A 22,182-nucleotide genomic window follows, 5' to 3' on the forward strand; every position below is an offset into this window, starting at 1 on the left:
GCATGATCGCCAGGGCATCACGCCCGTGACCACGCCACCACGGCTCAGGAGGACACCGATGGCCGAAATCATCCGCGCCCACGACGAGGACTGGTCGCTCGTGCGGGAGATCCGACTCCGTTCGCTCAGCACGGACCCCAGCGCCTTCGGGCAGAGCTGGGAGAAGGAGTCCACCTACGAGGACTCCGTCTGGGAGCAGCGCGTCTCGGACGCCGCCTGGTTCCTCGCGGTCGAAGGTGATCAGCCCGTCGCGGTCGTCGCCGTCCGCCAGGAGGACGACTCCCCCGCCAACGAGCGGGAGCTGCAGGCCATGTGGGTCACCCCGGGATCGCGCCACTCCGGCATCGCCGGCCGCCTCGCGGAGGCCGTGTTCGAGTGGGCCCGCGAGGACGGCGCCGACACTGTCACCCTCTACGTCGGCCCCGAGAACACCGGCGCCCGAGCCCTCTACGAGAGCCTCGGCTTCTCCGACAGCGGCGAGCGCTGGCAGATCGTCGAGGACGATCCCGAAGGCGCCTGGCTGAAGATGACCCGCGGCCTCTGAGGCCCGTGCGCATCCCCGCGCCCCTCTCCTCCGCCCGCTCCGCGCCGCGTCACGACGCCGCCGGGGCGGGCTCCGACCGTCCCCACTGGGCGGCGCGCGCAGAGGACGTGAAGAACCGCCTCGTCGGCAGCACCCTGCGCCGTCTGCACTGGGACCTGCGCCTGCAGCCCTTCCACGGATACGGCTCGGCGACGCAGGCACGGGTCCTGGCGAAGGTGCTGTACGCCTCCCCCCGCACCTCTGCGGACTTCCATGACCAGCCCGTCCACGACATGCGGACCGTCGCGGTGCGCGGCTGGCGGAACTTCACCAGCCAGGTCGCGCCGCACCGCACCGTCCACATCCGCCTCGGCGGCGAGGAGTTCACGGTGCGGGCGGACCGCTCCGGCATCGTCGATGCGACCCTCGAGGTGTCCCTGAGCCCCGGCAAGCACCAGGCGGTGCTGTGGACGGTCCCCGGCAACGAGGTCACGGCCGACGTCACGATCGTCTCGCCCGAGGCGCGCGTGGGCATGGTCAGCGACATCGACGACACCGTGATGGTCACCTGGCTGCCCCGTCCCCTGCCGGCCTTCTGGAACGCCTTCGTGGTCCACCAGTCCTCCCGCCAGGTCGTCCCCGGGATGCCGATGCTGTACCAGCGCCTGGCGCGGGAGCACCCGCACATGCCGGTGTTCTACCTGTCCACGGGCGCGTGGAACGTGTTCCCCGTCCTCAAGCGCTTCCTCTACCGCAACGGCTATCCGGACGGGCCGCTGCTGCTGACGGACTGGGGCCCCACCCACACCGGCTTCTTCCGCTCCGGCCCCGAGCACAAGTCGCGCTCCCTCGAGCGTCTCGCCGCCGCGTACCCGGACGTCCGCTGGATCCTCGTCGGCGACGACGGCCAGCACGACCCCTCGCTCTACGCCGCCTTCGCCGAGCGGCACCCGGAGCTCGTCGAGTCGATCCTGATCCGCCAGCTCACCGAGCCCGAGCAGCTCCTCGCCCACGGCACCCTGCGCCCGCTGGTCGGCTCCAGCCCCGGCGGCAGGGGACCGCTCGCCCTCGCCGCCCCGAACGGCCACGGTCTGCTCGCCGCCCTGCAGCGACACGGGAGGATGTCCCGGTGATTTCCCTGCGACCCGCCGCCGAGTCGGACGTCCCCCGGATCGTGGAGCTGGTCCAGGCCGCGTACCGCGGCCAGGGCGGCTGGACCACCGAGGCGCACCTCGTGGACGGCCACCGCACCGACGCCGCGGAGGTCCGCGCGATGCTCGCCGACCCCGCGGTGACGCTGCTGGTCGCGACCGGGAACGGGAACGGCGCGGACGACGGAGGAACGGGCCTCGAGCGCGGGAGCTCCGCCGGACGCGTGCTCGGATGCTGCTACACCCGCCGCGAGGCGCCCGACGAGCACGGAGCGGTCCGGGCCGAGCTCGGGCTGTTCGCGGTCGACCCCGCCGCGCAGGGCGCGGGGCTCGGCGGGCGTCTGCTCGAGGCGCAGGCGGCCTCCCTCGCGGCCGACGGGGTGGACCTGCTGATGATCCAGGTGCTCCAGTCGCGCCCCGAGCTGCACCGCTGGTACGAACGGCACGGCTTCACCGGCACCGGGCAGGCCGTGCCCTTCGCGGGCGATGCGGCGCTGCTGAAGGTCGAGGAGCTCGGCATGGACATCATGGAGCGCCCGCTGCCCGTCGAGGACCGGGTCGCCTACCCCTCCGCGTGAGCCCGGCGCCCGACCCCCGGAGCACGAAGCAGCGATCGCGAGCACCCGGCCGGTGCGGTGGCCTGCGCACCGCACACCGCACACCGAGGCCACGACCGTCGGAGGCCAGATAGGCCCCGCCCCACCGGACCGACGCGGGGACCCGGCCGACATGACGACGGGGCCGGGCGGGGCGTCTGCCCTTCCCGGCCCCGTCGGCCCCCGCGAGGACGCGGCACGGGGGTGACGTGCTGCCGGCTCAGCCGGTGTTCTTCAGCCCCGCGGCGACGCCGTTGATGGTGGTCAGCAGCGCGCGCTGCAGCTCGGGCGAGAGCTCCTCGCCCCGCTCCTTCGCCGCGCGGACCCGCTGCAGCATCGCGACCTGCATGTAGGAGATCGGATCCAGGTAGCGGTCGCGCACGGCGAGGGTCCGCTTGAGGATCGGCTGGTTGTCCAGCAGGTTCAGCACCCCGGTGAGACGCTCGATCTCCGAGACCGCGAGCTCGTACTCCTCGCGGATGCGGTCGAAGAGGTACCAGAGGTTCTCCGGCACCAGCGAGTGCACGTAGTGGGCCGCGATCTGCATGTCCGTCTTCGCCAGCGTCATCTCGACATTGCTGATGACGGTGCGGAAGAAGTGCCAGGAGCGGTACATCTCGTGCAGGTCCGGCTCGAGGCCGGCCTCGCGGGCGGCCTTCAGGCCGGAGCCGGCGCCGAACCAGCCGGGCACGATCTGGCGCGACTGGGTCCAGCCGAACACCCACGGGATCGCCCGCAGGCCGTCCAGGCCCTTGTCCGAGGTGGTGCGCTTGGAGGGGCGCGAGCCGATGTTCAGGTCGCCGAGCTGCTCCACGGGGGTGGAGGAGACGAAGTACTCGGGCAGGTTCTCGTCGTCCACCAGGGTGCGGTAGCGGGAGAACGCCGCGTCGGAGACCGACTGCATCACCTCACCGAAGCGCTCCAGCTGCTCGGCGGTCGAGCGCGGGGCGGTGTGCAGGGCCGAGCCCTCGAGCACCGCGGCGAGCGACAGGTCCAGGTTCTCCCGGGCGAGGGAGGGGAGCATGTACTTGTCGGAGATGACCTCGCCCTGCTCGGTGAACTTGATCTCGCCCTCGAGCACCCCGTAGGGCTGGGCGAGGATCGCGTCGTAGGTCGGGCCGCCGCCGCGGCCGACGGAGCCGCCGCGGCCGTGGAAGAGGCGCAGGGTGACGCCGTGACGGGCTGCGGTGTCGCGCAGGGCGCGCTGGGCCTGGTGGATCTCCCACTGGCTGGTGATCACTCCGGCGTCCTTGTTGCCGTCGGAATAGCCGAGCATGACCTCCTGGAGGTCGCCGCGCAGGCGCACGATCTCCCGGTAGGAGGGGTCCGAGAGCAGCTGGTCGAGGATCTCGCCGGCATGGCGCAGCTCGGAGACCTCCTCCAGCAGCGGCACGAATCCGAGGTCGGCGCGCTTCTCCTCGCGTCCGGTGAGGTCGAGCAGACCGGCCTCGCGGGCGAGCAGCGCGGCGGCGAGCACGTCGTCGGCGCCGTGGGTCATCGAGATGATGTAGGTCTCGATGACGGAGGTGCCGTACAGGCGGTGCGCGTCCCGGATCTCGCGGAACACCCCGTAGGTGGTGCGCGTCGCGTCGTCGAGGATCGACTCGTCCTCGGTGATCGCGGAGCCGACCAGCGGGCGACGGCTGCCGAGCTCGCGGGAGAGCACGATGGTGCGCTCGGCGCGGTCGAGCTCGGTGTAGGGGCGGTCCAGCTCGCCGACGCGGTCGAAGAGCCGTGCGACGACCTCGTGGTGCTTCTCGGAGTGCTCACGCACGTCGAGGGCGGCGAGATTCAGACCGGAGGCGGCGAGGACCTGCTGGGCGATCGCGAGCGCCCCGTCGGCGGCACGGCGACCTCCGTGGCGGCGCAGCGCCTCGCGCAGGACGCGGAAGTCCGCCTGCAGCTCCTGGGTGTCGCCGTAGTCGGCGCCGTGGACGTGCGCCTCGCCGGAGCGGATCCGCTCGCGGGTGGCGTTGAGCTTGGAGCGCATCGCGCCGAGCTTGAGCCGGTAGGGCTCCTGGTCGTAGAGCGACTGCTGGGTGCTGTCGACCTCGGAGTCGTGGGAGAGGTCCTCGGCGAGGCTGGCGCGCAGCTCCTCGTCGTCCCCGGTCAGCTCGGAGGAGACCGAGAGCTCGAGGATCAGGTCCGAGATGATCTCCAGCGACACGTCGATCGCGGCCTCGGCCTGCAGCTTCAGCACGTCGCGGGTGACCTCGGCGGTCACGAACGGGTTGCCGTCGCGGTCGCCGCCGATCCAGGAGCCGAAGCGCAGCGGCACCTGGCCGTCGTGCAGGTCGGCGCCATGGGCGCGCAGCTCCTCGCGCAGGTCGTCGAGCACCTCCGGCATGGTCTGGCGGAAGATCTGGCGCAGGTAGTAGAGGGCGTTGCGGGCCTCGTCCTGCGGGGTGGGACGGGAGCGGCGCAGCTCGTCGGTCTGCCAGAGCGTCTCGATCAGCTCGGCGAGGTCGCGGTCCTGGCGGCGACGCTCGGGGGTGTCCTCCTCGGTCTCCTCGGCGAGGAGGTCGGAGATGCGGCGCAGCTTGGTCAGCACGGCGCGGCGCGAGGCCTCGGTGGGGTGCGCGGTGAACACCAGGCGCACGTCCAGGGAGTCGACGGCCTTCTGCAGGCCCTCGGCGCCGAGCTCCTCGTGGACGGCGCGCACGGTGCGCGGCACCCACGACTCGCTCAAGGGCCGCTCGTCGAGGGCGCGGACGCGGTAGACCTGCTCGGCGGCGTTCGCCAGCAGGAAGTACTGGGTGAAGGCGCGGGTCAGCGCGGTCGCCTGCTCGATCGGCAGGGAGGCGAGGTGGGCCTGGACGTCCTGGGCGCTGGCCTCGGAGTCGGCGGACTTCGCCTCCTTCGTCAGCTTGCGTACCTGCTCGACGAGGTCGAGCAGCTCCTGGCCGTGCTGGTCGGCGAGGGTGCGGCCGAGCAGGGTCGAGAGGCGGCGGACCGTCGCCCGCAGCGGGGCGTCGATATGGGGGTCGTCGCCGACGACGGGGAACTCGCTCGTCAGGGTCGGGACGGCGATGGCGTCGGAATGTGGCACAGGGCCTCCTGGGGTCGGCACGTCGACGGACGGCCGCCTGCCGACGCGCCGGGGGCGCGCTCAGGGCGACCGCGTCGGCGCGGAACGAACGGGCACAGACTACAGGCGCTCCCGCCGGGAGCGCCCCGGTCCTCACTGGGCGGACACGAGCCGACAGGCCGGCGCGGCGAGATCCGGGGCGTCCGACGAGGGCGGCCGGGGCACGGAAGGACGCGGCCGACGGGCGTGCCGTCCCGTCGGTCTCCTGCGTTCAGAGCACGGCGTGCAGGAAGTCGCGGGTGCGCTGATGCGCGGGCTCGGAGAAGATCTTCTCCGGCGGCCCCTCCTCCACGATCGAGCCCTGGTCGAACATCATCACGCGGTCGGAGACGTCGCGGGCGAACTGCATCTCGTGGGTCACGATGAGCATCGAGATGTCGGTCTCCGCGGCGATGTCCTTCAGCACGCCGAGCACCTCCCCCACCAGCTCGGGGTCCAGCGCCGAGGTCACCTCGTCCAGCAGCAGGATCTCGGGGTCCATCGCGAGCGCGCGGGCGATCGCGACGCGCTGCTGCTGGCCGCCGGAGAGCTGGGAGGGCTTCATGTCCCGCTTCTCCTGCATCCCCACCTTCGCAAGCAGCCCCTCGGCCTTCGAGACCGCGTCGGCCCGCGAGAGTCCCTTGACGTGGATCGGCGCCTCGACGATGTTCTCCAGCACGGTCATGTTCGGGAACAGGTTGAAGTGCTGGAACACCATCCCGATGTCCGTGGTGGTGCGTCGCCGGCGCTTGTCCGGGATCCGCACCCGCTTCCCGCCCTGCTCCTCGTACTGCAGCGGCACGCCGCCCACGTGGATGTACCCGCCGGAGAGCTCCTCGAGGGTCATCACCAGGCGCAGGATCGTGGTCTTGCCCGAGCCGGAGGGGCCGATGAGGGTGACCCTCTCCCCGCGGGCGACGGTGAAGTCCAGGCCCTTCAGCACGGTGTTGTCCCCGAACCGCTTCAGGACGTCGCGGAACTCGATGTGGGGCGCGGTCCCGGGATCGGGCGCGGCAGTGTTCTCAGGCAAGCTTCTTCTCCAGTTTCCGGATCAGGAGGGAGGTGGGATAGCTGGCGGCCAGGAAGATCAGGCCCGCGAGCGTGATCGCCTCGGTGTAGCGGAAGTAGGTCGAGCCGTAGTTCTGCGCGACCCGCACCAGCTCGGGGATGTAGATGACCACGAAGAACGGGGTCTCCTTGAACATCGAGATCGCGTAGTTGCCCAGCGCCGGCAGGGTGTTGCGGATCGCCTGCGGCACCACGATCGCCCGCCAGGTGCGCAGTCGCGGCAGGGACAGGGCGGTGGCCGCCTCCCACTGGCCCGTCGGCACCGAGTCGATGCCGGCGCGGTACACCTCGGCCATGTAGGTCGTGTAGTGGATGCCGAGCACCCAGATGCCGATGGCGAGGGTCGAGTCGATGTACTGCGAGAGCACGAGGTTCGCGAACACGAGCTGGACCACCAGCGGCGTCATCCGGATGAATTCCACCACCCAGGTGAAGGGCGTGGCGATCACGGTGGGGGCGGTGCGGCGGATGATCGCGACGGCCAGGCCGAGCACGAGCGCGATGAGGGTGCCGAGCACCGTCGCGATCAGCGTGATCTTCAGGCCCTCGAGGAGGAGCGAGGGCAGGACGGCGGCGGCGTGGCTCCAGTCCCACCAGGACGTGGACGGGTTCATGCCACGGCTCCTTCCTTGGTGTTCGCTCCGGGCGCCTGGAAGAGCGCGCGCCAGGAGGAGGTGAGGGCGGGGCCGCGTCCGATCTTGTGCTTCGCTCGGATCTCCAGGCCGTTCATGATGATCACGATGACCCAGGCGATCAGGTAGTAGGCCAGCAGCGCGAAGAGATAGGCGAACCAGGTGCCCGTCCGGTCACGAACCTGCTCGACCTGGAAGAAGAGGTCGTACAGCGAGACGGTGCCGACGATCGCGCTGCCCTTGAGCAGCTGGATCCAGAGGTTGGACAGGGAGGGCAGCATGAGCGCCCACGCCTGCGGGATCACGATCCGGAACATGCCCCGGGCGGGGCTGAGGCTCAGCGCGCTGATCGCCTCGTACTGCCCCTTGGGCACCGAGCCGATCGATCCGCGCACCACCTCGGCGCCGTAGGCCCCGTAGTTCAGCCCCAGCGCGAGCACGCCGATGAGCAGCGGCTCGAGCTGGAAGCCGAAGGGATAGGGCAGCTGCGGCAGCACGAACGCGAGCCAGAACAGCTGGACCACGAGCGAGGTGCCGCGGAAGAACTCCACGAAGATGCGCGCGACCACGCGCACCGCGGAGAACTTCACGACCTGCGCGATGCCGAACACGAACGAGATCAGCAGCGCGAGCAGGCCGCCGAGGATCGTCGCGAGCACCGTGATCTGCAGGCCCTGCAGGATCTGCGGCGAGCGGTCGAACAGGATCTGCAGGTTCGGCCCGAGGTCCTGGAAGAAGCCGATCACGCCGTCCATCGACACCTCACATCGTGCGTCGGGAAGTCCCGGTCAGGGCGCGCGAGGCTCACTGCAGGGAGGAGAGATCGCCCGAGCAGAGGATCTCGGCGGTCATCTCCTCCGGTGGCAGCTCCTGCTCGCCGAAGCCGAACTCGCCGACGATGGAGAGGTACCGCTCGGGATCGGCGATGATCTCGGCGAGCTTCTCGTTGTAGGCGTCCAGCAGCGAGGTGTCCTCCTGACGGAACACGGTGCCGCCGGCGCCGACCTGCTTCACGCCGTCGATCTCCTGCACGAAGCTCTCGGTGATCTCGACGTCGTCGACGGTGTTGTCCGCGAGGTAGTTCAGGGAGATGGCGGTCAGGGCGAAGGCGTCGGCGTTGCCGGACTTCAGCGCGTCCACGCCGTCCTGCGGGCCGCCCACCTCGATGCTGTCGAGCTCGAGGGCGGCGGCGTAGTCGGACTCGACCGCCCCGGCCATCGTCGCGACGGTCAGGCCCGAGTCCACGAACGAGTCCATGGTCTCGAGACCCTCGGGGTTGCCCACGGGGACCATCAGCGCGGTGGTGTACTGGAACTCGGGCTCGCTGAAGGCGGCCTGCGCGCAGCGGTCGGGCAGGATCGACATCCCCGCGCTGACCGCATCGAACTGCATGCCATTCAGCCCCGGGATGAGCGAGCCCCAGTCGGTGAGCTTGCCCTCGACGGTGTCGATGCCGAGCTCGCCGAAGATCTCGCGGTGCAGGGCGACGGTCGCGCCGATGACCTCGCCGCCCTCCTCGAAGCTGTACGGCGCCTCGCCGGCGAAGCCGACGGTGATGGTGCCGGCCTCCTGCAGACGGCTGAGCAGGTCCCCACCACCGCCGCCGTCGCTGCCGGACTCGCCGCCGCCGCCGGTGCTGGTGCGGCTGCAGGCGGCGAGCCCGCCGCCCAGGGCCGCGGCGGAGAGCACCAGGCCCGTGCCGCGGAAGAAGGTTCGTCGGTCGTGCGTGCTGCGGTGCGTCGTGCGGCCCATCTGCATGGTTTCCCTCTCGCCGGGAGATCCTTGCCGTGCACGCTCGTCGTGTCGGACAATCGGATCTCTGGATATCGGATTCCTGGTCACCGTACCGGTGGGTCGACAGTCGTCCACGACCTGCGGCCCTTTCGTGATGGGGTCGTGATCCTTCCGCGGCGCCCGTGACTGTGACAGCGATGACTCCCTCTGCGCGTGCGCCGGGGCGGGGAGGGAACGGATGATGGTGTCCTCGCACGCCCACCGGCGGCGCACCGTCACAGGAGGACCCATGCCCCCTCGTCAGGACTCCGTCCGGCTGCCGATGATGCAGCCGATCCGCCGTCCTTCGATCATCGACCAGGCCGAGCTCGAGCTGCGCAACGCCATCTTCGTCGGCGACCTCCGCCCCGGGGACACCATCCCCGAGGTCCAGGTCTCCAAGCAGATGGGCATCTCCCGCTCCTCGCTGCGCGAGGCGTGCCAGCGCCTGGTGCGCGACGGGCTGCTCACGCAGATCCCGGGCCGCGGCCTGTTCGTGACGACGATGGACGCAGGCACCCTGTCGGACTTCATCGACTACCGCCTCGGCATCGAGATGCAGGCGGCGACCAACGTCGCCGAGCACGTGGCCGCGCTGCGCGCCGACGGCGACGAGGAGCAGATCCCCCCGCTTCTGTTCCCGCTGCGGGAGTGCGTGGAGCGGACCCGTCGCGCGCTCGCGGCGGGCGAGGTGATCGAGGCGGGCAACGCCGACCTCGACCTCCATCAGCGCCTCGCGGAGATCTCCCGCAACCGCTTCCTGGTCACGGCGATGAACACGATCGTGATCCTCACCCGCATGGGCACCTTCTCCGATCCTCGCGGCTACGGCGTGCGCGCGGACCTCACCGACACCCATGAGCAGCTCGTCGCCGCGCTCGAGGCGGGCGACGCCTCCACCGCGCGCAAGCTCCTGCGCGAGTCGCTGCGCTCGCTCGCGGCGCGCCTGCGCGGGGACGAGGAGGAGCAGGACCTGGTGCGCGACCCGGACCTGCTGGAGTCCGACGGGCCGGAGTGGACCACTCTGGAGGGCGAGTCGCCGGCCTTGTGAGAGCCGGACACGAGAAGGGCCCCTCCCGGCGAGATCATCGCTGGTGAGGGGCCTTTTCGGCGGAGACGAGAGGATTTGAACCTCCGAGGCGATTGTAGTCGCCTACTCCCTTAGCAGGGGAGCGCATTCGGCCGCTCTGCCACGTCTCCTGGCGCCGCGGTGTCGCGGCACGCCGAGCCAGCATACGGGAGCGAGCGGGGTGCGCCAAAGCGAGGCGGAGCGGTTCGCGTCACACCTCTCCCCCGCCCGGCCCGCGGCTCAGAGGCCGAGCTTCTCCTGCAGCAGCGCGATGTGCTTCGGGGTGCCCACGCGGTACTTGACGAAGGTGAGGACGCCCGCCTCGTCGATCGCGAAGGTCGAGCGGATCGTGCCCTGGACGATCTTCCCGTACATGTTCTTCTCGCCCCAGGCGCCGTAGGCGGTCATCACCTCGTGGGACTCGTCGGAGGCGAGGGTAAAGGGCAGGTCCTGCTCGGCGACGAACCGGTCGAGCTCGGGGACCGGATCGGGCGAGATCCCGATGACGCGGTAGCCGGCGTCGAGGAACATCCGGTGGTTGTCGCGCAGGTCGCAGGCCTGCTTGGTGCACAGCGAGGTGTTCGCGGCGGGATAGAACCACAGCAGCGCCGGCGCTCCGCGGAGGTCCTCGAGGGTGATCCTCCCGCCGCCTGCGGTGGGCAGGTCGAGGGCGGGGGCGGCATCGCCGACGGCGAGCTTGACGGGAGCGGACGACATGATCCTCCGAAAGGGGGCTGGGTGCTGTGTGGCAGGACGCCCAGCCTAGCGACGGCGCAGGCCGCGTCCGAGATAGGTCTCGCGGAAGCGCCGCTCGGCGTGGCGGTCCCCGAGCAGCAGCAGCTGCACCTCGGAGGAGGCGGGGATCGACTCGGTGTCGTAGCCGAGGGTGCCGTCCGCCTCGAGCACCGCGACGATGTCGCAGCCGGTGCGGCGGTGCACCTCGTCGTCCCGGAGGGGGCGGCGCATGAGGGAGGCCGGGCAGGGGGCGAGGAACAGCTCGTTGCCCTCGGCCAGCAGCACTCGGTGGCTGAAGCCGGCGTGGTTCCACAGGTCGGTGGCGCCGATGGTGGCGTAGGAGAGCACCCCGTCGGCCCCGGCCCGGTAGAGGGTGGCGACGTTGCGCTCGTAGGTGGCGCGGGAGACGATCTGCAGCTCGGGCCGCAGGCGCCGGCAGAACAGGGTGAGGTAGACGTTCAGGTCGTCGTCGCGCGGGGTGACCAGCACGGCGGAGGCGTGCTCGAGGCCGGCGCGGCGCAGGATCCGCTGGTCGGCGGCGTCCCCGTGGACCACGGCGTAGCTCGCGGTCCCCTCGAGCACCGAGTAGGAGTTCTCGACCCGGCCCGGTTCGATCTCGACGATCGTGTTCGGGACGCCTCCGTCGCTGAGCGCCCGGGAGGCGGCGCGGCCCACGCGCCCGCCGCCGAGGATCACGACCGGCTGCTCCTCGGAGTCCTCGCCGCACTGGAACCGGCGGTCGTACTCGGCGAGGTCCCCGGCGGTGCCCGCCAGGACCAGCACGGTCCCGTCGGTGATCCGCAGGTCCGGGGTCATCGCGCGCAGCCGGCCCTTGCGCAGCACGGCGAGGATCCGCACCCGGGAGCGCTGCATCTCGACGGCCTCGCCGAGGAGCTTCCCCACCAGCTCGGTGCCGCGCGCCGCGGCCTCGGCGATGATCGTGTCGCCGATGGTGCCGATCGCGTGGACGCGGCCGGTGGAGCCGAGCACGCGGGAGGCCATCTCGCGGCCGAGGACCTGCCCGAGCTCGAGCACGTGGTCGGCGCCGGCGAGGTCGAGCACGTCCACCGAGGCGGGCTTCGAGGCGGTCACGGCCACGGGCACGGTGGCGGCGGCCTGGCGCACCGTGAAGGCGACGTTGGTGTTGGCGTGATCGTCGAGGGTGGAGATCACCAGCCGCGCCCGCGCCGCGCCCGCGTTGCGATAGGTGAACGCTGAGTCGAGGGGACCGACGACGACCTGCCGGCCCTGGTCGTGCAGCTCCCCCGCCTTCACAGCGTCCTCCAGCAGCATCACCGCCGGGATGCCGGAGCGCTCGGCGCGGGCGGCGAAGGCCTGGGTGACGGCGTCGGAGCCGACCAGCAGCACGTGGTCGCTGACCCCCGGGGCGACCTTGCGCGGGGTGCGGGTGGCGCGTCGATGGTCCAGCCACGGCGTGACCAGGTACTGGATCACGAAGAAGGGGAGCAGCACGAGCATGTAGACCACGCCGCTGAGCAGCACCCAGAGGGAGAACAGGCGCCCCGCGTCGTCGTCGAAGGTGATGTCGCCGTAGCCGAGCGTGGACATCGTCGTGATGGTCCAGTAGATCGCGCTCGGCCAGGAGTGCTCGTCGCCCTCAAGGTGCATGAGCAGCTTGAAGCCCGCGGCATGGGCGATGACCATCGTCGCCCCGACGCCGAGGATCACGAATCCCGCCTTGGAGCGTCGGCCGACGAGCGGATGCCGCTCCGCGCGTCGGTGCTCGCGCGCCGTCTGGCCCATGGCTGCCCTCGCTCTCCGGTCGGTCTCCTGCGGCCGCGCGGTCGCGGCCGCTCGAATCGTAGGCCCATGGCGGGCCGAGGGCGACCCCGCTCCCGATGCCTGAGCCGAGCCTCACCTCGTCCGCGCGCCGCCCCGGCACCCGGAGGGGCGCGGCCGACCAGATCGCCTTCACCCTGGTCTACCGGCTCGGCCTGGCGATGTTCTACGATATCGCCTTCATCGTGCTGGCCCCGTCGGCCGACCCGAGGGTTGCGGGCTCAGCACACGGTGCCGGGTCCGCTCTGCCAGGCATGGGCGACGAGCTCCTCGAGCACCGACTCGTCGATGTCCGGCAGCTTCTTCACCCACACGCAGCCCACCCCGCGGCGGTGCTTGCCGAGCTTCTCGAGCAGCTCGTCGGAGCGCGGGAAGCCCTGGATGCCGTAGAGGGCGAGGTCGGCCTTGCGAGGACTGAAGCCGAGCTGGAAGGTGTCGCCCTCCCGGCCGGTGGCGTAGCGATAGTGCACCTCGCCGTAGCCGATCATGCTCGGACCCCACATCGTGGCCTGCTCGCCGGTGGCGCGGCCGAAGAGCTCCAGCAGCCGCGCTCCCTCCTCGCGGCGCCTGCCCTCAAGGCCGTCGACGTAGTCGGCCGGGTCCGCCGAGGTGGTGTGCGTCTTGATGTCCTTCGCGCTCTTCCCGGTCGCGCCCCGGGTGACGGTGGAGCGGCCCCGAGCTGGGGCGGGCGGGTTCGTCATCCCCTCGCCGTGCTCGAGCAGCAGGGCCTGCAGCCGCCCGCCCGAGGCGGGGCCCACCCCGTGCAGCTCGGCGAGCTCCGCCCAGTCCCGACCGACGAGCTGGTCGACGATGGTGATCCCCTGCTCGGCGAGGGCGCGGGCAGCGGGGGCGCCGACGCCGGGGACGTGGCCGATGGGTGTGCTCGGTGCGCTCATGGCAGAGAGTATGACCGAGCCCCGCGGCCGACGGGAAGGCGTCGGCCGCGGGGCTCGGGACGGTGCGGCGGCCAGGACCGCCGGGGATCAGCGGCGCTCGTCGAGGGCGCGCACGCCCTTCCACGCGGCGGGGATCAGCAGCGCGGCCAGCGCGGCCTTGACCAGGCCGCCGGGGATGAAGGGCCACAGGCCCGCGGCGAGCACGGCGCCGAGGTCGGCGCCCGCGCCGAGGACGGCGTTGAGGATCATCGCGAGGTACGGCAAGCCGACGAGGAAGGGCACGACGCTCGCGGCGACGAAACCGGTCATGGCGAGCACGGGGCGGCGGTCCCAGGCACGCTCGGCGAACCAGCCGGCGACGAAGGCGGCGGGGATGAAGCCGAGCACGAAGCCGAAGCTCGGCGAGAGGACCATCGCGGGTCCGCCGGAGAACTCGGCGAAGACGGGCGCGCCGGCGAGGCCGACGGCCATGTAGGTCGCCAGCGAGATCGCCCCGCGACGGGAGCCCAGCGCCGCGCCGACGAGGATCACGCCGAGGGTCTGTCCAGTGATCGGCACGAGCGGCAGCGGGATCGTGACCTGGGCGAGGACCGCGACGACCGCGGCGCCGGCGGCGACGAGCAGGGCATCGCGCAGCAGGGTGCGGTGCGGGGCCAGAGCGTCGGCCAGGACGGGACGGCGAGCCGGGACGGCGATCGCGGACATGGGACTCCTCGGAGGCTGGAAAGCTACGGCGAGGTCCCAGGGTACGCACTCACCGCCGCGCGATCACCCCGAGGTCCGTCGCGACCCATCGTGCGCCGCCGCTCCGCTCCTCGCGGCGGGCGAAGCGGTAGAGGCTGTACCGCACGCGCAGCGCCGTCGGCGCTCGGCCGTCGAACGGGTCGCGGGCGAGCAGTCGGCGCACCCCGGGGTCCCCGTCGGCGAGCCGCTCGAGCAGCGCCACGAACCACGGCTCGGCGCCGGGCCGCAGCGCGAGGAACCACATCTGCCAGTCGAGTCGCAGGTGATAGGGCGCGACCTGGCGGGGAGGTCGGCGCAGGTCGCCGGGCTTGCCGCGGAACTCGTATGCCTGCCAGGTCTCCTCCGCGGCCTCCTGCCCCGCGGCGTCCTCGGTCCCTTCGATGAGCACCTCGTACCGCCGCTCGGTCATCGAGCCGAAGGCGCCGTAGGCGTTCACGAGGTGGAAGCGGTCGAAGCTCGCATTCATACGCTGGTGCGAGGAGAACAGGTTCGCGAGCGGCTTCCTGGAGAGCACGACGAGCAGGGCGAACGCGGCGCCGACCAGCGCCGTCCACCACAGCGGCGAGGACACCTCCGCGCCCGCGCCGCCGCCGTCGGCCCCGAGCGGCACCCCGAACCAGCTCCACCCCGGGAACGGGCCTCCGAGCAGCCAGCGCCAGAACGCATCGGAGATCGCGGCGCAGGCCACGAGGATCGTCAGCCAGTTCAACCAGGCGTAGTTCCCGGTCATGACCAGGAACAGCTGGGTGGCGATCACGGCGCAGGCGGCGAAGGACGCGACCGGCTGCGGGGCGAGCACGAGCCAGATGATCCCGAGCTGCACGGCGTGGCTGCCGAGCACCTCGGCCCGGTGCCACCAGCGGGGCATGAGGTGGGCGGTGCGGCTGAGCGGGCCCGGCATCGGCTGGGTCTCGTGGTGGTGGTCCATCGCCGTGAGGTCCCGCCAGGAGCGGTCCCCGCGCATCTTGATCATCCCGGCGCCGAACTCGAGACGGATCAGCAGCCAGAGCAGGAACAGGATCATCAGCTGCGGCGGCGGGACCGCGTGCGAGCCGAGCAGGCCCACGAGCGCCCCGCACTCCAGCAGCATCGACTCCCAGCCGTAGCCGTAGAAGATCTGTCCCACCGAGACGATCGACAGGTACATCACCCACATCGCCCCGAACACCGCGAGCATGCTCCAGGCGGGCCCCTGCTGCGGCAGCCCGACCACGACGGCGAGCCCGAGCAGCATCCCCAGCAAGCACATCCCGCGCAGCAGCGCATCGCTGTAGGGGACGTGGCGGAAGAGCGTGGGCCCGGCCCGGTCCCCCGCCCGTGCGAGGAATGCGGGCACCGGCAGCAGCCCCTTCTCCCCCAGCAGCACCGGGAACTGGTGGAAGGTCGAGAGGAACGCGAGGACGTACACCGCCGCGACGCCCCGCTGCACGATCTCGCGGGCGATCCACGAGTCCTGGGCGTCCAGCAGGCCGATCCAGCTCGTCCAGTCCATGCTCCTCACCTCCGCGTCGCGGGTACTCCCCGATTCTCACCCTCGCCGCCTGCGCGCGCCATCGCGTCGGCCGCGCTCCGGGGCGAGGGAGATCTCGGCGGGCGTCAGCGCAGCAGATCCACCAGTGTCGCGCCCGCCCACCAGCTGCCCAGCGCGATCACGAGCGTGAAGCTGAGGTTCCACAGTGCGGCGGGGAGGGGGGTGAGCTGGGCGAGCTGGCCGGGGTCGTCCTGCCGGCCGCCCCGGCGGAGCACGGAGCCGAGGTGGCGCCAGGCCCCCAGCAGCAGGAACACCCCGGCGGCGAGGGTGAGCAGGGCGGTGAGCGCGGGGCTGCCCCACCACCACAGCGCCCCGATCCCGGCGGCGCTGGCGAGCACGGCGAGGACGGTGTGCCCGGAGCGGGTGAACACGAGGGAGACCACCAGCACGACCAGCGCCGCGAACAGGGCGGTGCGCGCCCAGCCGTGCAGCGCGATCTGCACCAGCAGCGCGCCGACGACCGCGGGTGCGGGATAGCCGGCCCAGGTCGAGAGGATCCGGCCGATCCCGCGGCGGGGGCCGACGGTGACGGCGTGGCCGGACATGTCGGCGGAGACGACGAAGCCGGTGAAGCGCCGGCCCATGAGGATCCCGACGGCGGCGTGGCCGAGCTCGTGCACGATCGTCACGCCGGGGCGCAGCAGCCGCCACAGCGGCGGCACCACCACGGCGAGCGCTGCGACGGCCAGGGCGAGCAGGATCCAGGGCCCGTCGTCGGGGACGGGTCCGGGCGCGAGGCGCCCTCCGATCGCGTCGAGGATCTCGCCGATGTCCATCGGGCCATGGTGGCACCGGTGCCCCGGAGGCTGCTGGGAGCGTGGAAGACTGGCGGGACCCGTTGTCGAGGACTCCAGGAGCAGGTGGCATCGCATGTCCCCCCGCGATCACCGCATCGATCCCGCGCTCGCGTCCTGGATCACCGCCCCCGGCGAGGACCCGCAGAATCCGCTGCTGCGGCTGTCCTTCGCGCTGGTCTCTCCGCCGGTCTCGGCCCGCCTGCTGGTGACGGGTCTCGGCACCTTCCGCGCCGCGCTCAACGGCGCCGAGGTGGACGATGCACGTCTGGACCCCGGCCTCACCGATCCTCGCGCGCGCATCCAGGTGCGGGAGCTCGAGGTGGGCGCGCTGCTGCACCGCGGCGAGAACGTGCTGGGCATCGAGCTGGGACGCGGCTTCCATGCGATGACCACCCCGAACGAGTGGCGCTGGCACCTGGCGCCCTGGCGGGGTCCGGTGCGAGCCTGGGCGCATCTGCGGATGCATCTGGCCGACGGCTCCTCCCGGGCTGTCGCCACCGGCCCGGACTGGCGCACCCGCCCGGGCCCGGTGGCCTTCGACTCGATGTACGAGGGCGAGACCTTCGCCCCGGTCGAGGACCCGGAGGCCTGGCTGCTCCCCGGCTACGACGACTCGGACTGGGCGCCGGTGCTGGCGGCGTCCTCCCGGCGCGGCGCCCGACGGGGCGGACACGGCCGCGAGGTCCCTGAGCCGATGATGGTCCGACAGGTCCAGGAGCCGGTCCGGGAGCAGGAGGAGATCACGCCCTCGGTCGTCTCCTCCTCACCCACCCGCACCGTGCTGGACATGGGACGGGTGATCGCCGGCTGGTGCCGTTTCTCGCTGCGCGAGGACGTCCCGGCCGACGCCCCGCCGCTGCTGCTGGTCGCCCGCCATGCGGAGAAGCTGCGGGAGGACGGCCGGGTCGATGCGCGCAACGAGCACGTGCACACGGACCGCTTCCAGGAGGACCGCCTCCGCCTGGAGCCCGAGTGCGCCCGCTCCTTCGCGCCCCGCCACTCCTACAAGGGCTTCCGCTACGTCGAGATCGAGGCATCGCCCGGGGACCTCGCGCGCGTGCAGGTCACCGGCATCCTCGCCCATGCCGACCTGCGCCCCGCGAGCACGCTGACCAGCTCGGACGCGCACGTCGAGGCGATGGACGCGGCGATGCGGGCCTCGCTCGCGAACAACCTCCACCACGTCCCCACCGACACCCCGAGCCAGGAGAAGAACGGCTGGACGGGGGACGCGCTGACGTCGCTCGCGGCGATGACGACAGGCTTCGACATGCGCCGGATGCTGCGCAAGTGGCTGGAGGACCAGGTGGACGGCCAGCGGGCCGACGGCTCTCTCGCGGTCATCTCCCCGAGCCCCGGCTGGGGCTACGAGGAGGTCTCCCCCGCCCCGGAATGGACGTGCCTGCTGCCGGTGCTGCTGGACGAGATGGTGTGCGAGTACGGGGAGACGGACCTCGTCACTCGACATGCTGCGGCCGCGGCCCGGTATCTCGCCCATGAGCTGGACCGACAGGACGAGGACGGACTGATCTCCTCGGTGCTCGGCGACTACCTCTCCCCCGGCAGCCCGGGCCCCGCCCCGGAGGACAGGCGCCTGTCGGGCACGCTCCTGGTGGCCCACGCCCTGCGCCGCCTGGCTCATGCGCTCGAGCGCGCGACATCGGCCGGCGAGCCTCTCGCGCCGGACCTCCCCACCCCCGACGCCCTCCGCGCCGACGCCGCGACCCTCGAGCAGGCGGTGAACTCCGTCTTCCTCGACGCGGCCCGCGGCCTCTATCGCGACCCGGGCACGGCCGCGGAGCCCGGCACGCCCACCTACCGCCAGACCTCGAACATCCTCCCCCTGGCCTTCGACATCGTCCCACCCGAGCAGGTGGACGCGGTCGTGGCGCACCTGGTGGATGACCTCACCGCCCGCGGCGACCACCACGACTGCGGCCACCTCGGGGTCCGCTTCCTGCTGCCCGTGCTCTCCGCGCACGGCCACGGCGCGCTCGCGTGGCGGGTGCTCTCGAATCCGACAGCGCCGGGCTGGCGGGCCTGGCTCGAGTCCGGCAACTCGACCTTCGCGGAGATGTGGGAGGAGCCGCGCTCGCACTCCCACTACTTCATGGGCACGCCCGTGACCTGGCTCCACGAGCACGTGGCCGGGCTGCGCCGCGGCGCCGAGGGCTGGGAGGAGTTCGTCGTCGCCCCGGACCCGGACGTCCCTGTCGGCCGCATCGCGATGACCCGCGCGACGGACTTCGGCGAGATCGCCCTGGACCTCGACCGCGAGGCCCGCGTCCTCGCCCTCACAGTCCCGGACGGCACCCGCGCGACGGTCGTCCTCCCGCAGGAGCCGGGCACGGCGGCGCCGCAGGAGCTCGGCCCCGGAGAGCACCTGCTCCGCTGGTGACCGTGCCGCGGCCGCGGGCGCTCCGCGGCTCCACCGGGCACGACGACGCCCGCCGGCCCGGCAGGTGCCGGGACGACGGGCGTCGAGGTGGTGCGGAAGCTCAGATGCCGCGGATGTTCGTCGCCTGCAGACCCTTGGGGCCCTGCTCGACGTCGAACTCCACGCGCTGGTTCTCCTCGAGGTCACGACGGCCGGTGCCGACGATCGCGGAGAAGTGCGCGAACACATCGGCGGAGCCGTCCTCGGGGGCGATGAAGCCGTAGCCCTTGTCGGAGTTGAACCAGCTGACGATGCCAGTAGCCATGGCGGTATTTCCTTCGTTGTCGTGAGTCACGGTCCGTGACCCGTAGATCCGTGACGACGGCGCCGTCGCGGATGGGAGCATCCCGGGAGCACGGCGACCGGTGTGGTCGTCGCGGCGGGGTGCGGGTGCGGCCACGGGGGCCGCCTGAGCCGCGGTCGACGACGTGACGTCGCCGATGCGGCCGATCTGGGGCCCGGAGGCCGTGGGTGCCCCTCCGGCGAGCGCGGCGACAGGGGCGTCGGCATCGGCTCGGAGCCGGGAGGGGGCGGGGCGCTCGGCGAGTACCGCGAGCGACCGGGGATGGTGCGGAGAGGAGTTCGTGGGCAGAGCGGAGGAGGTGATGGAGTCCCTGTCTCGTCGGTGATGCGCGACCGTCGTCGGTCGCCCCCGAGGGAGGCATCCTGCGCCGTGCACGCCAAGACTACGTCATCGGCGGGGCTGCGGGGGCCCGGGTGTGATCCAGGAGACCCCGCCATCGGCCCGGGGCCCCGCCCTCATGTCTCCCACCGCACCTGCTCGGCCCGCTTGTCCGGGCGCCATCCGCGCCACACCGGATGGCGCAGCCGGCCGTCCTCGGTGCGTTCGGCATGCTGCACCTCCCCCACCAGGTCGGCGCGGACCCATTCCGCATCGCGCCGGTCCGCGGAGGGGACGTCGTCGACCGGTGGGGTCTTCCGGGCGCGGGAGCGGAGCCGGCCCGCGATCTCCTCGAGGTCGCGGGCGGAGAACCCGGTGCCCACACGGCCGGCGTAGTGCAGATCCCCGCTCGGGTCGGGCACGGCGACCAGGAGGGAGCCGATCGTCCCGGACCGCTCCCCCTTGCCGTGGCGCCACCCGATCACCACGACCTCCTGGTGACGGGCGTTCTTCAGCTTGATCCAGGTGCGTGTGCGCTTGCCCGGCCGGTACACGCCGCTCTCCGTCTTCGCCATCACCCCTTCGAGCTGGAGCTCCTTCGACAGTGCGATCGCCTGGTCCACGTCGCCGTGGTCGGCGTGAGGAAGCTGGACGTGGTCGGTGGCGTGCACCGCCTCGAACAGCCCCTCGCGCCGCTGCCGGTAGGGGGTGCGCAGCAGCGATTCACCGCCGCGCACGAGCAGGTCGAAGAGCATGACGTGGACCTCGACGTCCTTCCGGGCCCGCTCGACGTCGCGCTCCCGGGTGAGGCCGAGCCGCTGCTGGAGCCGGGAGAAGGAGGGCCGGTCACGGCCGTCGAGGGCCACGATCTCCCCGTCGAGCACGGTCTCCCCCGCCTCCCGCAGGGGCGGCGCCACGGCGTCGACGAGCTCGGACAGCTCGGGGAACGTGACGGTGAGGTCCTTGCCGCCGCGGCTGGTCAGACGGACCCGGTCGCCCACGACGGTCGCGATGACACGCACCCCGTCCCACTTCATCTCGAAGGCCCACTCGTCCTGCTCGCGGATGTCCTCCCGGCTCCCGAGGGTGGCGAGCATCGGAGCGATCGGCTCGCCCATCTCGACGTCCTCCGACGTCACCGTGGGGGCGGGGCCGGGTCCCTCTGCGCCGTCGGCCTCGGGCTGGTCCTTCATCAGGTGCAGCAGCCAGTTCGCCTCGGCCTTCTCCTGCGCCGCCTCGGAGCGGCGCGATCCGCCCATGCCCCCGGTGTGGAGGAGGGCGAAGCGTCGGGGCACGCCGCCGAGCCCGCCGTCGGGCCGTCCGTGGCAGACCACGATCACCTCGCGCCCCTCGCGCCACTTCTCGATCTCGATCGTGCCGGTGTCCCAGAGGGTGACGTCGCCGCCGCCGTACTCGTCCTTCGGGATGGTGCCCTCGAAGGTGCCGTATTCGAGCGGATGGTCCTCGGTCTGCACGGCCAGGCGGTTGACGCCCGTCTCGAGCGGCGGCCCCTTGGGCACCGCCCAGGAGACCAGCACGCCGTCGTGCTGGAGGCGGAAGTCCCAGTGCAGACGGCTGGCGTGATGCTCCTGGACGACGAACATCGGCTCCGCATCCTCGAGCGCCTCCTGCGCGGCGGCGCTGCCGACGTCGGGGGCGGGGACGGGCTCGGGCGTGCGCTCGGGGTCGCGTTTCGAGCGGTACACCTCGAGCCGGTCGCGGGCCCGCCCGGCCGGCGCGGCGCCGCCCGCCTCGTCCTGCCCGAGGGGCGCGAGGGTGTCGACCCCGCCCTCGACCCGTTCGAGCACCTCGGCCATCTCGAGGTGCGCGAGCGCGGGGTCCTCGATCTCCTCCCACGTGCGCGGGGCGGCGACGGTGGGCCGCAGGCGTCCGCGCAGGGAGTAGGGGCAGACCGTCGTCTTCTTGCCGTTGTTCTGCGACCAGTCCACGAGGACCTTGCCGGCACGCTTCGAACGGGACTGGGTGCTGATCACCTCCTCGGGGTGGTCGGTCTCGAGAGCTCGGGCGAGCTCGTGCGCGACCTGGTCGACCTCCTCGGAGCTCGCGCTGCCGTCCAGCGGCGCGTAGAGGTGGATGCCCTTGGAGCCGGAGGTCACCGGGAAGCTCTCGAGGCCCATGTCGGTGAGGATCTCACGGCACCAGGCCGCTACACGGGCGCACTCCGCCAGCCCGGTCCCCTCGCCGGGGTCGAGGTCCAGGACCATCCGGTCGGGACGTGCGGGCTCGAGGTCCGCGTCGAAGCGCCACTGGGGCGTGTGGACCTCGAGCGCGGCGAGCTGGGCGAGCCAGACGAGGACGGCCGCCTCGTCCACGAGCGGGTAGGTGGAGACGCCGTCGCTGTGCTCGATGTCGGCGCGGGGGATCCAGTCCGGGGCGTGGTCCTCGAGGTCCTTGCGGAAGAACACCTTGCCCGGCGACTCGGCGGTGCCCACCCCGTCCACCCAGCGCTTGCGCGTCGCCGGGCGACGCGTCGCCTGCGGGACCATCACCGGGGCGATGCGGTGGTAGTAGTCGATCACCTCGCCCTTCGTGGTGCCCGTGGCCGGGTAGAGGACCTTGTCGAGGTTCGACAGCCTCAGCCGGCGCCCGTCGATCTCCACCTGCTGCTCTCGAGTGGCCATGTCCCCACTGTGCCCCCGCTCACCGGATCCGTCACGCGCCGGGCCGCGGCGCCGACCGATCGTTCCTGGCGGCGCGCCGCGCCCCGTGGTGTCATGGGG

The 22,182-nt window shown here is 72.1% G+C and carries 18 protein-coding genes and 1 tRNA gene; 5 read left to right on the forward strand and 14 right to left on the reverse strand.

Features of this window, described 5'->3' with window-relative positions; translation table 11 throughout:
- The first annotated feature begins 58 nt into the window (after positions 1-58).
- Genes RBL05_RS07060 through RBL05_RS07070 form a run of 3 tightly spaced genes read left to right on the forward strand, consistent with a single transcriptional unit; the run spans position 59 to position 2,252 of the window.
- Complete coding sequence (locus RBL05_RS07060) at positions 59-544, forward strand: GNAT family N-acetyltransferase (RefSeq protein ID WP_308740113.1); 486 nt, start codon at positions 59-61, stop codon at positions 542-544.
- Between the two features lie 5 nt (positions 545-549).
- Positions 550-1,656, forward strand: coding sequence for an App1 family protein (locus tag RBL05_RS07065; RefSeq protein ID WP_308740112.1), 1,107 nt, complete (start codon positions 550-552; stop codon positions 1,654-1,656).
- Positions 1,653-2,252 (forward strand): GNAT family N-acetyltransferase, encoded by a 600-nt coding sequence (locus RBL05_RS07070; RefSeq protein ID WP_308740111.1) that lies wholly within the window; start codon positions 1,653-1,655, stop codon positions 2,250-2,252. The genes RBL05_RS07065 and RBL05_RS07070 overlap by 4 nt, the downstream gene beginning before the upstream one ends.
- Before the next feature lie 238 nt (positions 2,253-2,490).
- Here RBL05_RS07070 and ppc read toward each other — a convergent pair whose 3' ends face one another.
- From ppc to RBL05_RS07095, 5 genes are all read right to left on the reverse strand, one after another.
- Positions 2,491-5,319, reverse strand: coding sequence for a phosphoenolpyruvate carboxylase (gene ppc / locus RBL05_RS07075; protein ID WP_308740110.1), 2,829 nt, complete (start codon positions 5,317-5,319; stop codon positions 2,491-2,493).
- 250 nt (positions 5,320-5,569) lie between these two features.
- A complete protein-coding gene (gene ehuA / locus RBL05_RS07080; RefSeq protein WP_308740109.1) occupies positions 5,570-6,367 on the reverse strand; it encodes an ectoine/hydroxyectoine ABC transporter ATP-binding protein EhuA in 798 nt (265 codons plus the stop codon).
- Positions 6,360-7,019 (reverse strand): ectoine/hydroxyectoine ABC transporter permease subunit EhuD, encoded by a 660-nt coding sequence (gene ehuD, locus RBL05_RS07085; RefSeq protein ID WP_308740108.1) that lies wholly within the window; start codon positions 7,017-7,019, stop codon positions 6,360-6,362. The genes ehuA and ehuD overlap by 8 nt, the downstream gene beginning before the upstream one ends.
- Positions 7,016-7,792 (reverse strand): ectoine/hydroxyectoine ABC transporter permease subunit EhuC, encoded by a 777-nt coding sequence (gene ehuC, locus RBL05_RS07090; RefSeq protein WP_308740107.1) that lies wholly within the window; start codon positions 7,790-7,792, stop codon positions 7,016-7,018. The genes ehuD and ehuC overlap by 4 nt, the downstream gene beginning before the upstream one ends.
- 49 nt (positions 7,793-7,841) lie before the next feature.
- Positions 7,842-8,795, reverse strand: coding sequence for a transporter substrate-binding domain-containing protein (locus RBL05_RS07095; RefSeq protein ID WP_412523784.1), 954 nt, complete (start codon positions 8,793-8,795; stop codon positions 7,842-7,844).
- 265 nt (positions 8,796-9,060) lie between these two features.
- Here RBL05_RS07095 and RBL05_RS07100 point away from each other — a divergent pair, with 265 nt between their 5' ends.
- Positions 9,061-9,861, forward strand: coding sequence for a GntR family transcriptional regulator (locus RBL05_RS07100; protein WP_308740106.1), 801 nt, complete (start codon positions 9,061-9,063; stop codon positions 9,859-9,861).
- A 60-nt stretch (positions 9,862-9,921) separates the two neighbouring features.
- Here RBL05_RS07100 and RBL05_RS07105 read toward each other — a convergent pair.
- From RBL05_RS07105 to RBL05_RS07135, 7 genes are all read right to left on the reverse strand, one after another.
- Positions 9,922-10,010, reverse strand: a tRNA-Ser gene (locus RBL05_RS07105).
- A 109-nt stretch (positions 10,011-10,119) separates the two neighbouring features.
- A complete protein-coding gene (locus RBL05_RS07110; RefSeq protein ID WP_308740105.1) occupies positions 10,120-10,596 on the reverse strand; it encodes a peroxiredoxin in 477 nt (158 codons plus the stop codon).
- A gap of 45 nt (positions 10,597-10,641) precedes the next feature.
- Positions 10,642-12,378 carry a potassium channel family protein gene (locus RBL05_RS07115; protein ID WP_308740104.1) on the reverse strand — a complete coding sequence of 579 codons (1,737 nt, stop codon included), beginning with the start codon at positions 12,376-12,378 and terminating at the stop codon, positions 10,642-10,644.
- A 257-nt stretch (positions 12,379-12,635) separates the two neighbouring features.
- Positions 12,636-13,310 carry a DUF1801 domain-containing protein gene (locus tag RBL05_RS07120; RefSeq protein WP_308740103.1) on the reverse strand — a complete coding sequence of 225 codons (675 nt, stop codon included), beginning with the start codon at positions 13,308-13,310 and terminating at the stop codon, positions 12,636-12,638.
- Positions 13,311-13,397: 87 nt separating this feature from the next.
- Positions 13,398-14,015 (reverse strand): biotin transporter BioY, encoded by a 618-nt coding sequence (locus RBL05_RS07125; protein WP_308740102.1) that lies wholly within the window; start codon positions 14,013-14,015, stop codon positions 13,398-13,400.
- Between the two features lie 49 nt (positions 14,016-14,064).
- On the reverse strand, positions 14,065-15,546 hold the full coding sequence (locus RBL05_RS07130) for a lipase maturation factor family protein (protein ID WP_308740101.1): 1,482 nt from the start codon (positions 15,544-15,546) through the stop codon (positions 14,065-14,067).
- Between the two features lie 104 nt (positions 15,547-15,650).
- Positions 15,651-16,361: a M50 family metallopeptidase gene (locus RBL05_RS07135; RefSeq protein ID WP_308740100.1), complete on the reverse strand. Its 711-nt coding sequence runs from the start codon at positions 16,359-16,361 to the stop codon at positions 15,651-15,653.
- Positions 16,362-16,455: 94 nt separating this feature from the next.
- On the opposite strand from RBL05_RS07135, the gene RBL05_RS07140 reads away from it, so the two are divergent.
- Complete coding sequence (locus RBL05_RS07140; protein WP_308740099.1) at positions 16,456-18,780, forward strand: family 78 glycoside hydrolase catalytic domain; 2,325 nt, start codon at positions 16,456-16,458, stop codon at positions 18,778-18,780.
- Positions 18,781-18,880: 100 nt separating this feature from the next.
- Here the strand turns inward: RBL05_RS07140 and RBL05_RS07145 are convergent, their stop codons facing one another.
- Together RBL05_RS07145 and RBL05_RS07150 are read right to left on the reverse strand one after the other, a co-directional pair.
- Positions 18,881-19,084 (reverse strand): cold-shock protein, encoded by a 204-nt coding sequence (locus tag RBL05_RS07145; RefSeq protein ID WP_308740098.1) that lies wholly within the window; start codon positions 19,082-19,084, stop codon positions 18,881-18,883.
- Positions 19,085-19,578: 494 nt separating this feature from the next.
- On the reverse strand, positions 19,579-22,083 hold the full coding sequence (locus tag RBL05_RS07150; RefSeq protein ID WP_308740097.1) for an ATP-dependent DNA ligase: 2,505 nt from the start codon (positions 22,081-22,083) through the stop codon (positions 19,579-19,581).
- Positions 22,084-22,182: the final 99 nt, after the last annotated feature.

This window comes from Brachybacterium sp. GU-2, from assembly GCF_030866705.2.
Classification (GTDB): domain Bacteria; phylum Actinomycetota; class Actinomycetes; order Actinomycetales; family Dermabacteraceae; genus Brachybacterium; species Brachybacterium conglomeratum.

Excerpts from the sequence above, each read along its gene's own strand:
- RBL05_RS07060 (WP_308740113.1), top strand. The coding sequence starts at position 59 with ATGGCCGAAATCATCCGCGCCCACGACGAGGACTGGTCGCTCGTGCGG.
- ehuD (WP_308740108.1), bottom strand. The coding sequence starts at position 7,019 with ATGAACCCGTCCACGTCCTGGTGGGACTGGAGCCACGCCGCCGCCGTC.
- ehuC (WP_308740107.1), bottom strand. The coding sequence starts at position 7,792 with ATGGACGGCGTGATCGGCTTCTTCCAGGACCTCGGGCCGAACCTGCAG.
- RBL05_RS07095 (WP_412523784.1), bottom strand. The coding sequence starts at position 8,795 with ATGCAGATGGGCCGCACGACGCACCGCAGCACGCACGACCGACGAACC.
- RBL05_RS07100 (WP_308740106.1), top strand. The coding sequence starts at position 9,061 with ATGCCCCCTCGTCAGGACTCCGTCCGGCTGCCGATGATGCAGCCGATC.
- RBL05_RS07110 (WP_308740105.1), bottom strand. The coding sequence starts at position 10,596 with ATGTCGTCCGCTCCCGTCAAGCTCGCCGTCGGCGATGCCGCCCCCGCC.
- RBL05_RS07115 (WP_308740104.1), bottom strand. The coding sequence starts at position 12,378 with ATGGGCCAGACGGCGCGCGAGCACCGACGCGCGGAGCGGCATCCGCTC.
- RBL05_RS07120 (WP_308740103.1), bottom strand. The coding sequence starts at position 13,310 with ATGAGCGCACCGAGCACACCCATCGGCCACGTCCCCGGCGTCGGCGCC.
- RBL05_RS07125 (WP_308740102.1), bottom strand. The coding sequence starts at position 14,015 with ATGTCCGCGATCGCCGTCCCGGCTCGCCGTCCCGTCCTGGCCGACGCT.
- RBL05_RS07130 (WP_308740101.1), bottom strand. The coding sequence starts at position 15,546 with ATGGACTGGACGAGCTGGATCGGCCTGCTGGACGCCCAGGACTCGTGG.
- RBL05_RS07135 (WP_308740100.1), bottom strand. The coding sequence starts at position 16,361 with ATGGACATCGGCGAGATCCTCGACGCGATCGGAGGGCGCCTCGCGCCC.
- RBL05_RS07140 (WP_308740099.1), top strand. The coding sequence starts at position 16,456 with ATGTCCCCCCGCGATCACCGCATCGATCCCGCGCTCGCGTCCTGGATC.
- RBL05_RS07145 (WP_308740098.1), bottom strand. The coding sequence starts at position 19,084 with ATGGCTACTGGCATCGTCAGCTGGTTCAACTCCGACAAGGGCTACGGC.
- RBL05_RS07150 (WP_308740097.1), bottom strand. The coding sequence starts at position 22,083 with ATGGCCACTCGAGAGCAGCAGGTGGAGATCGACGGGCGCCGGCTGAGG.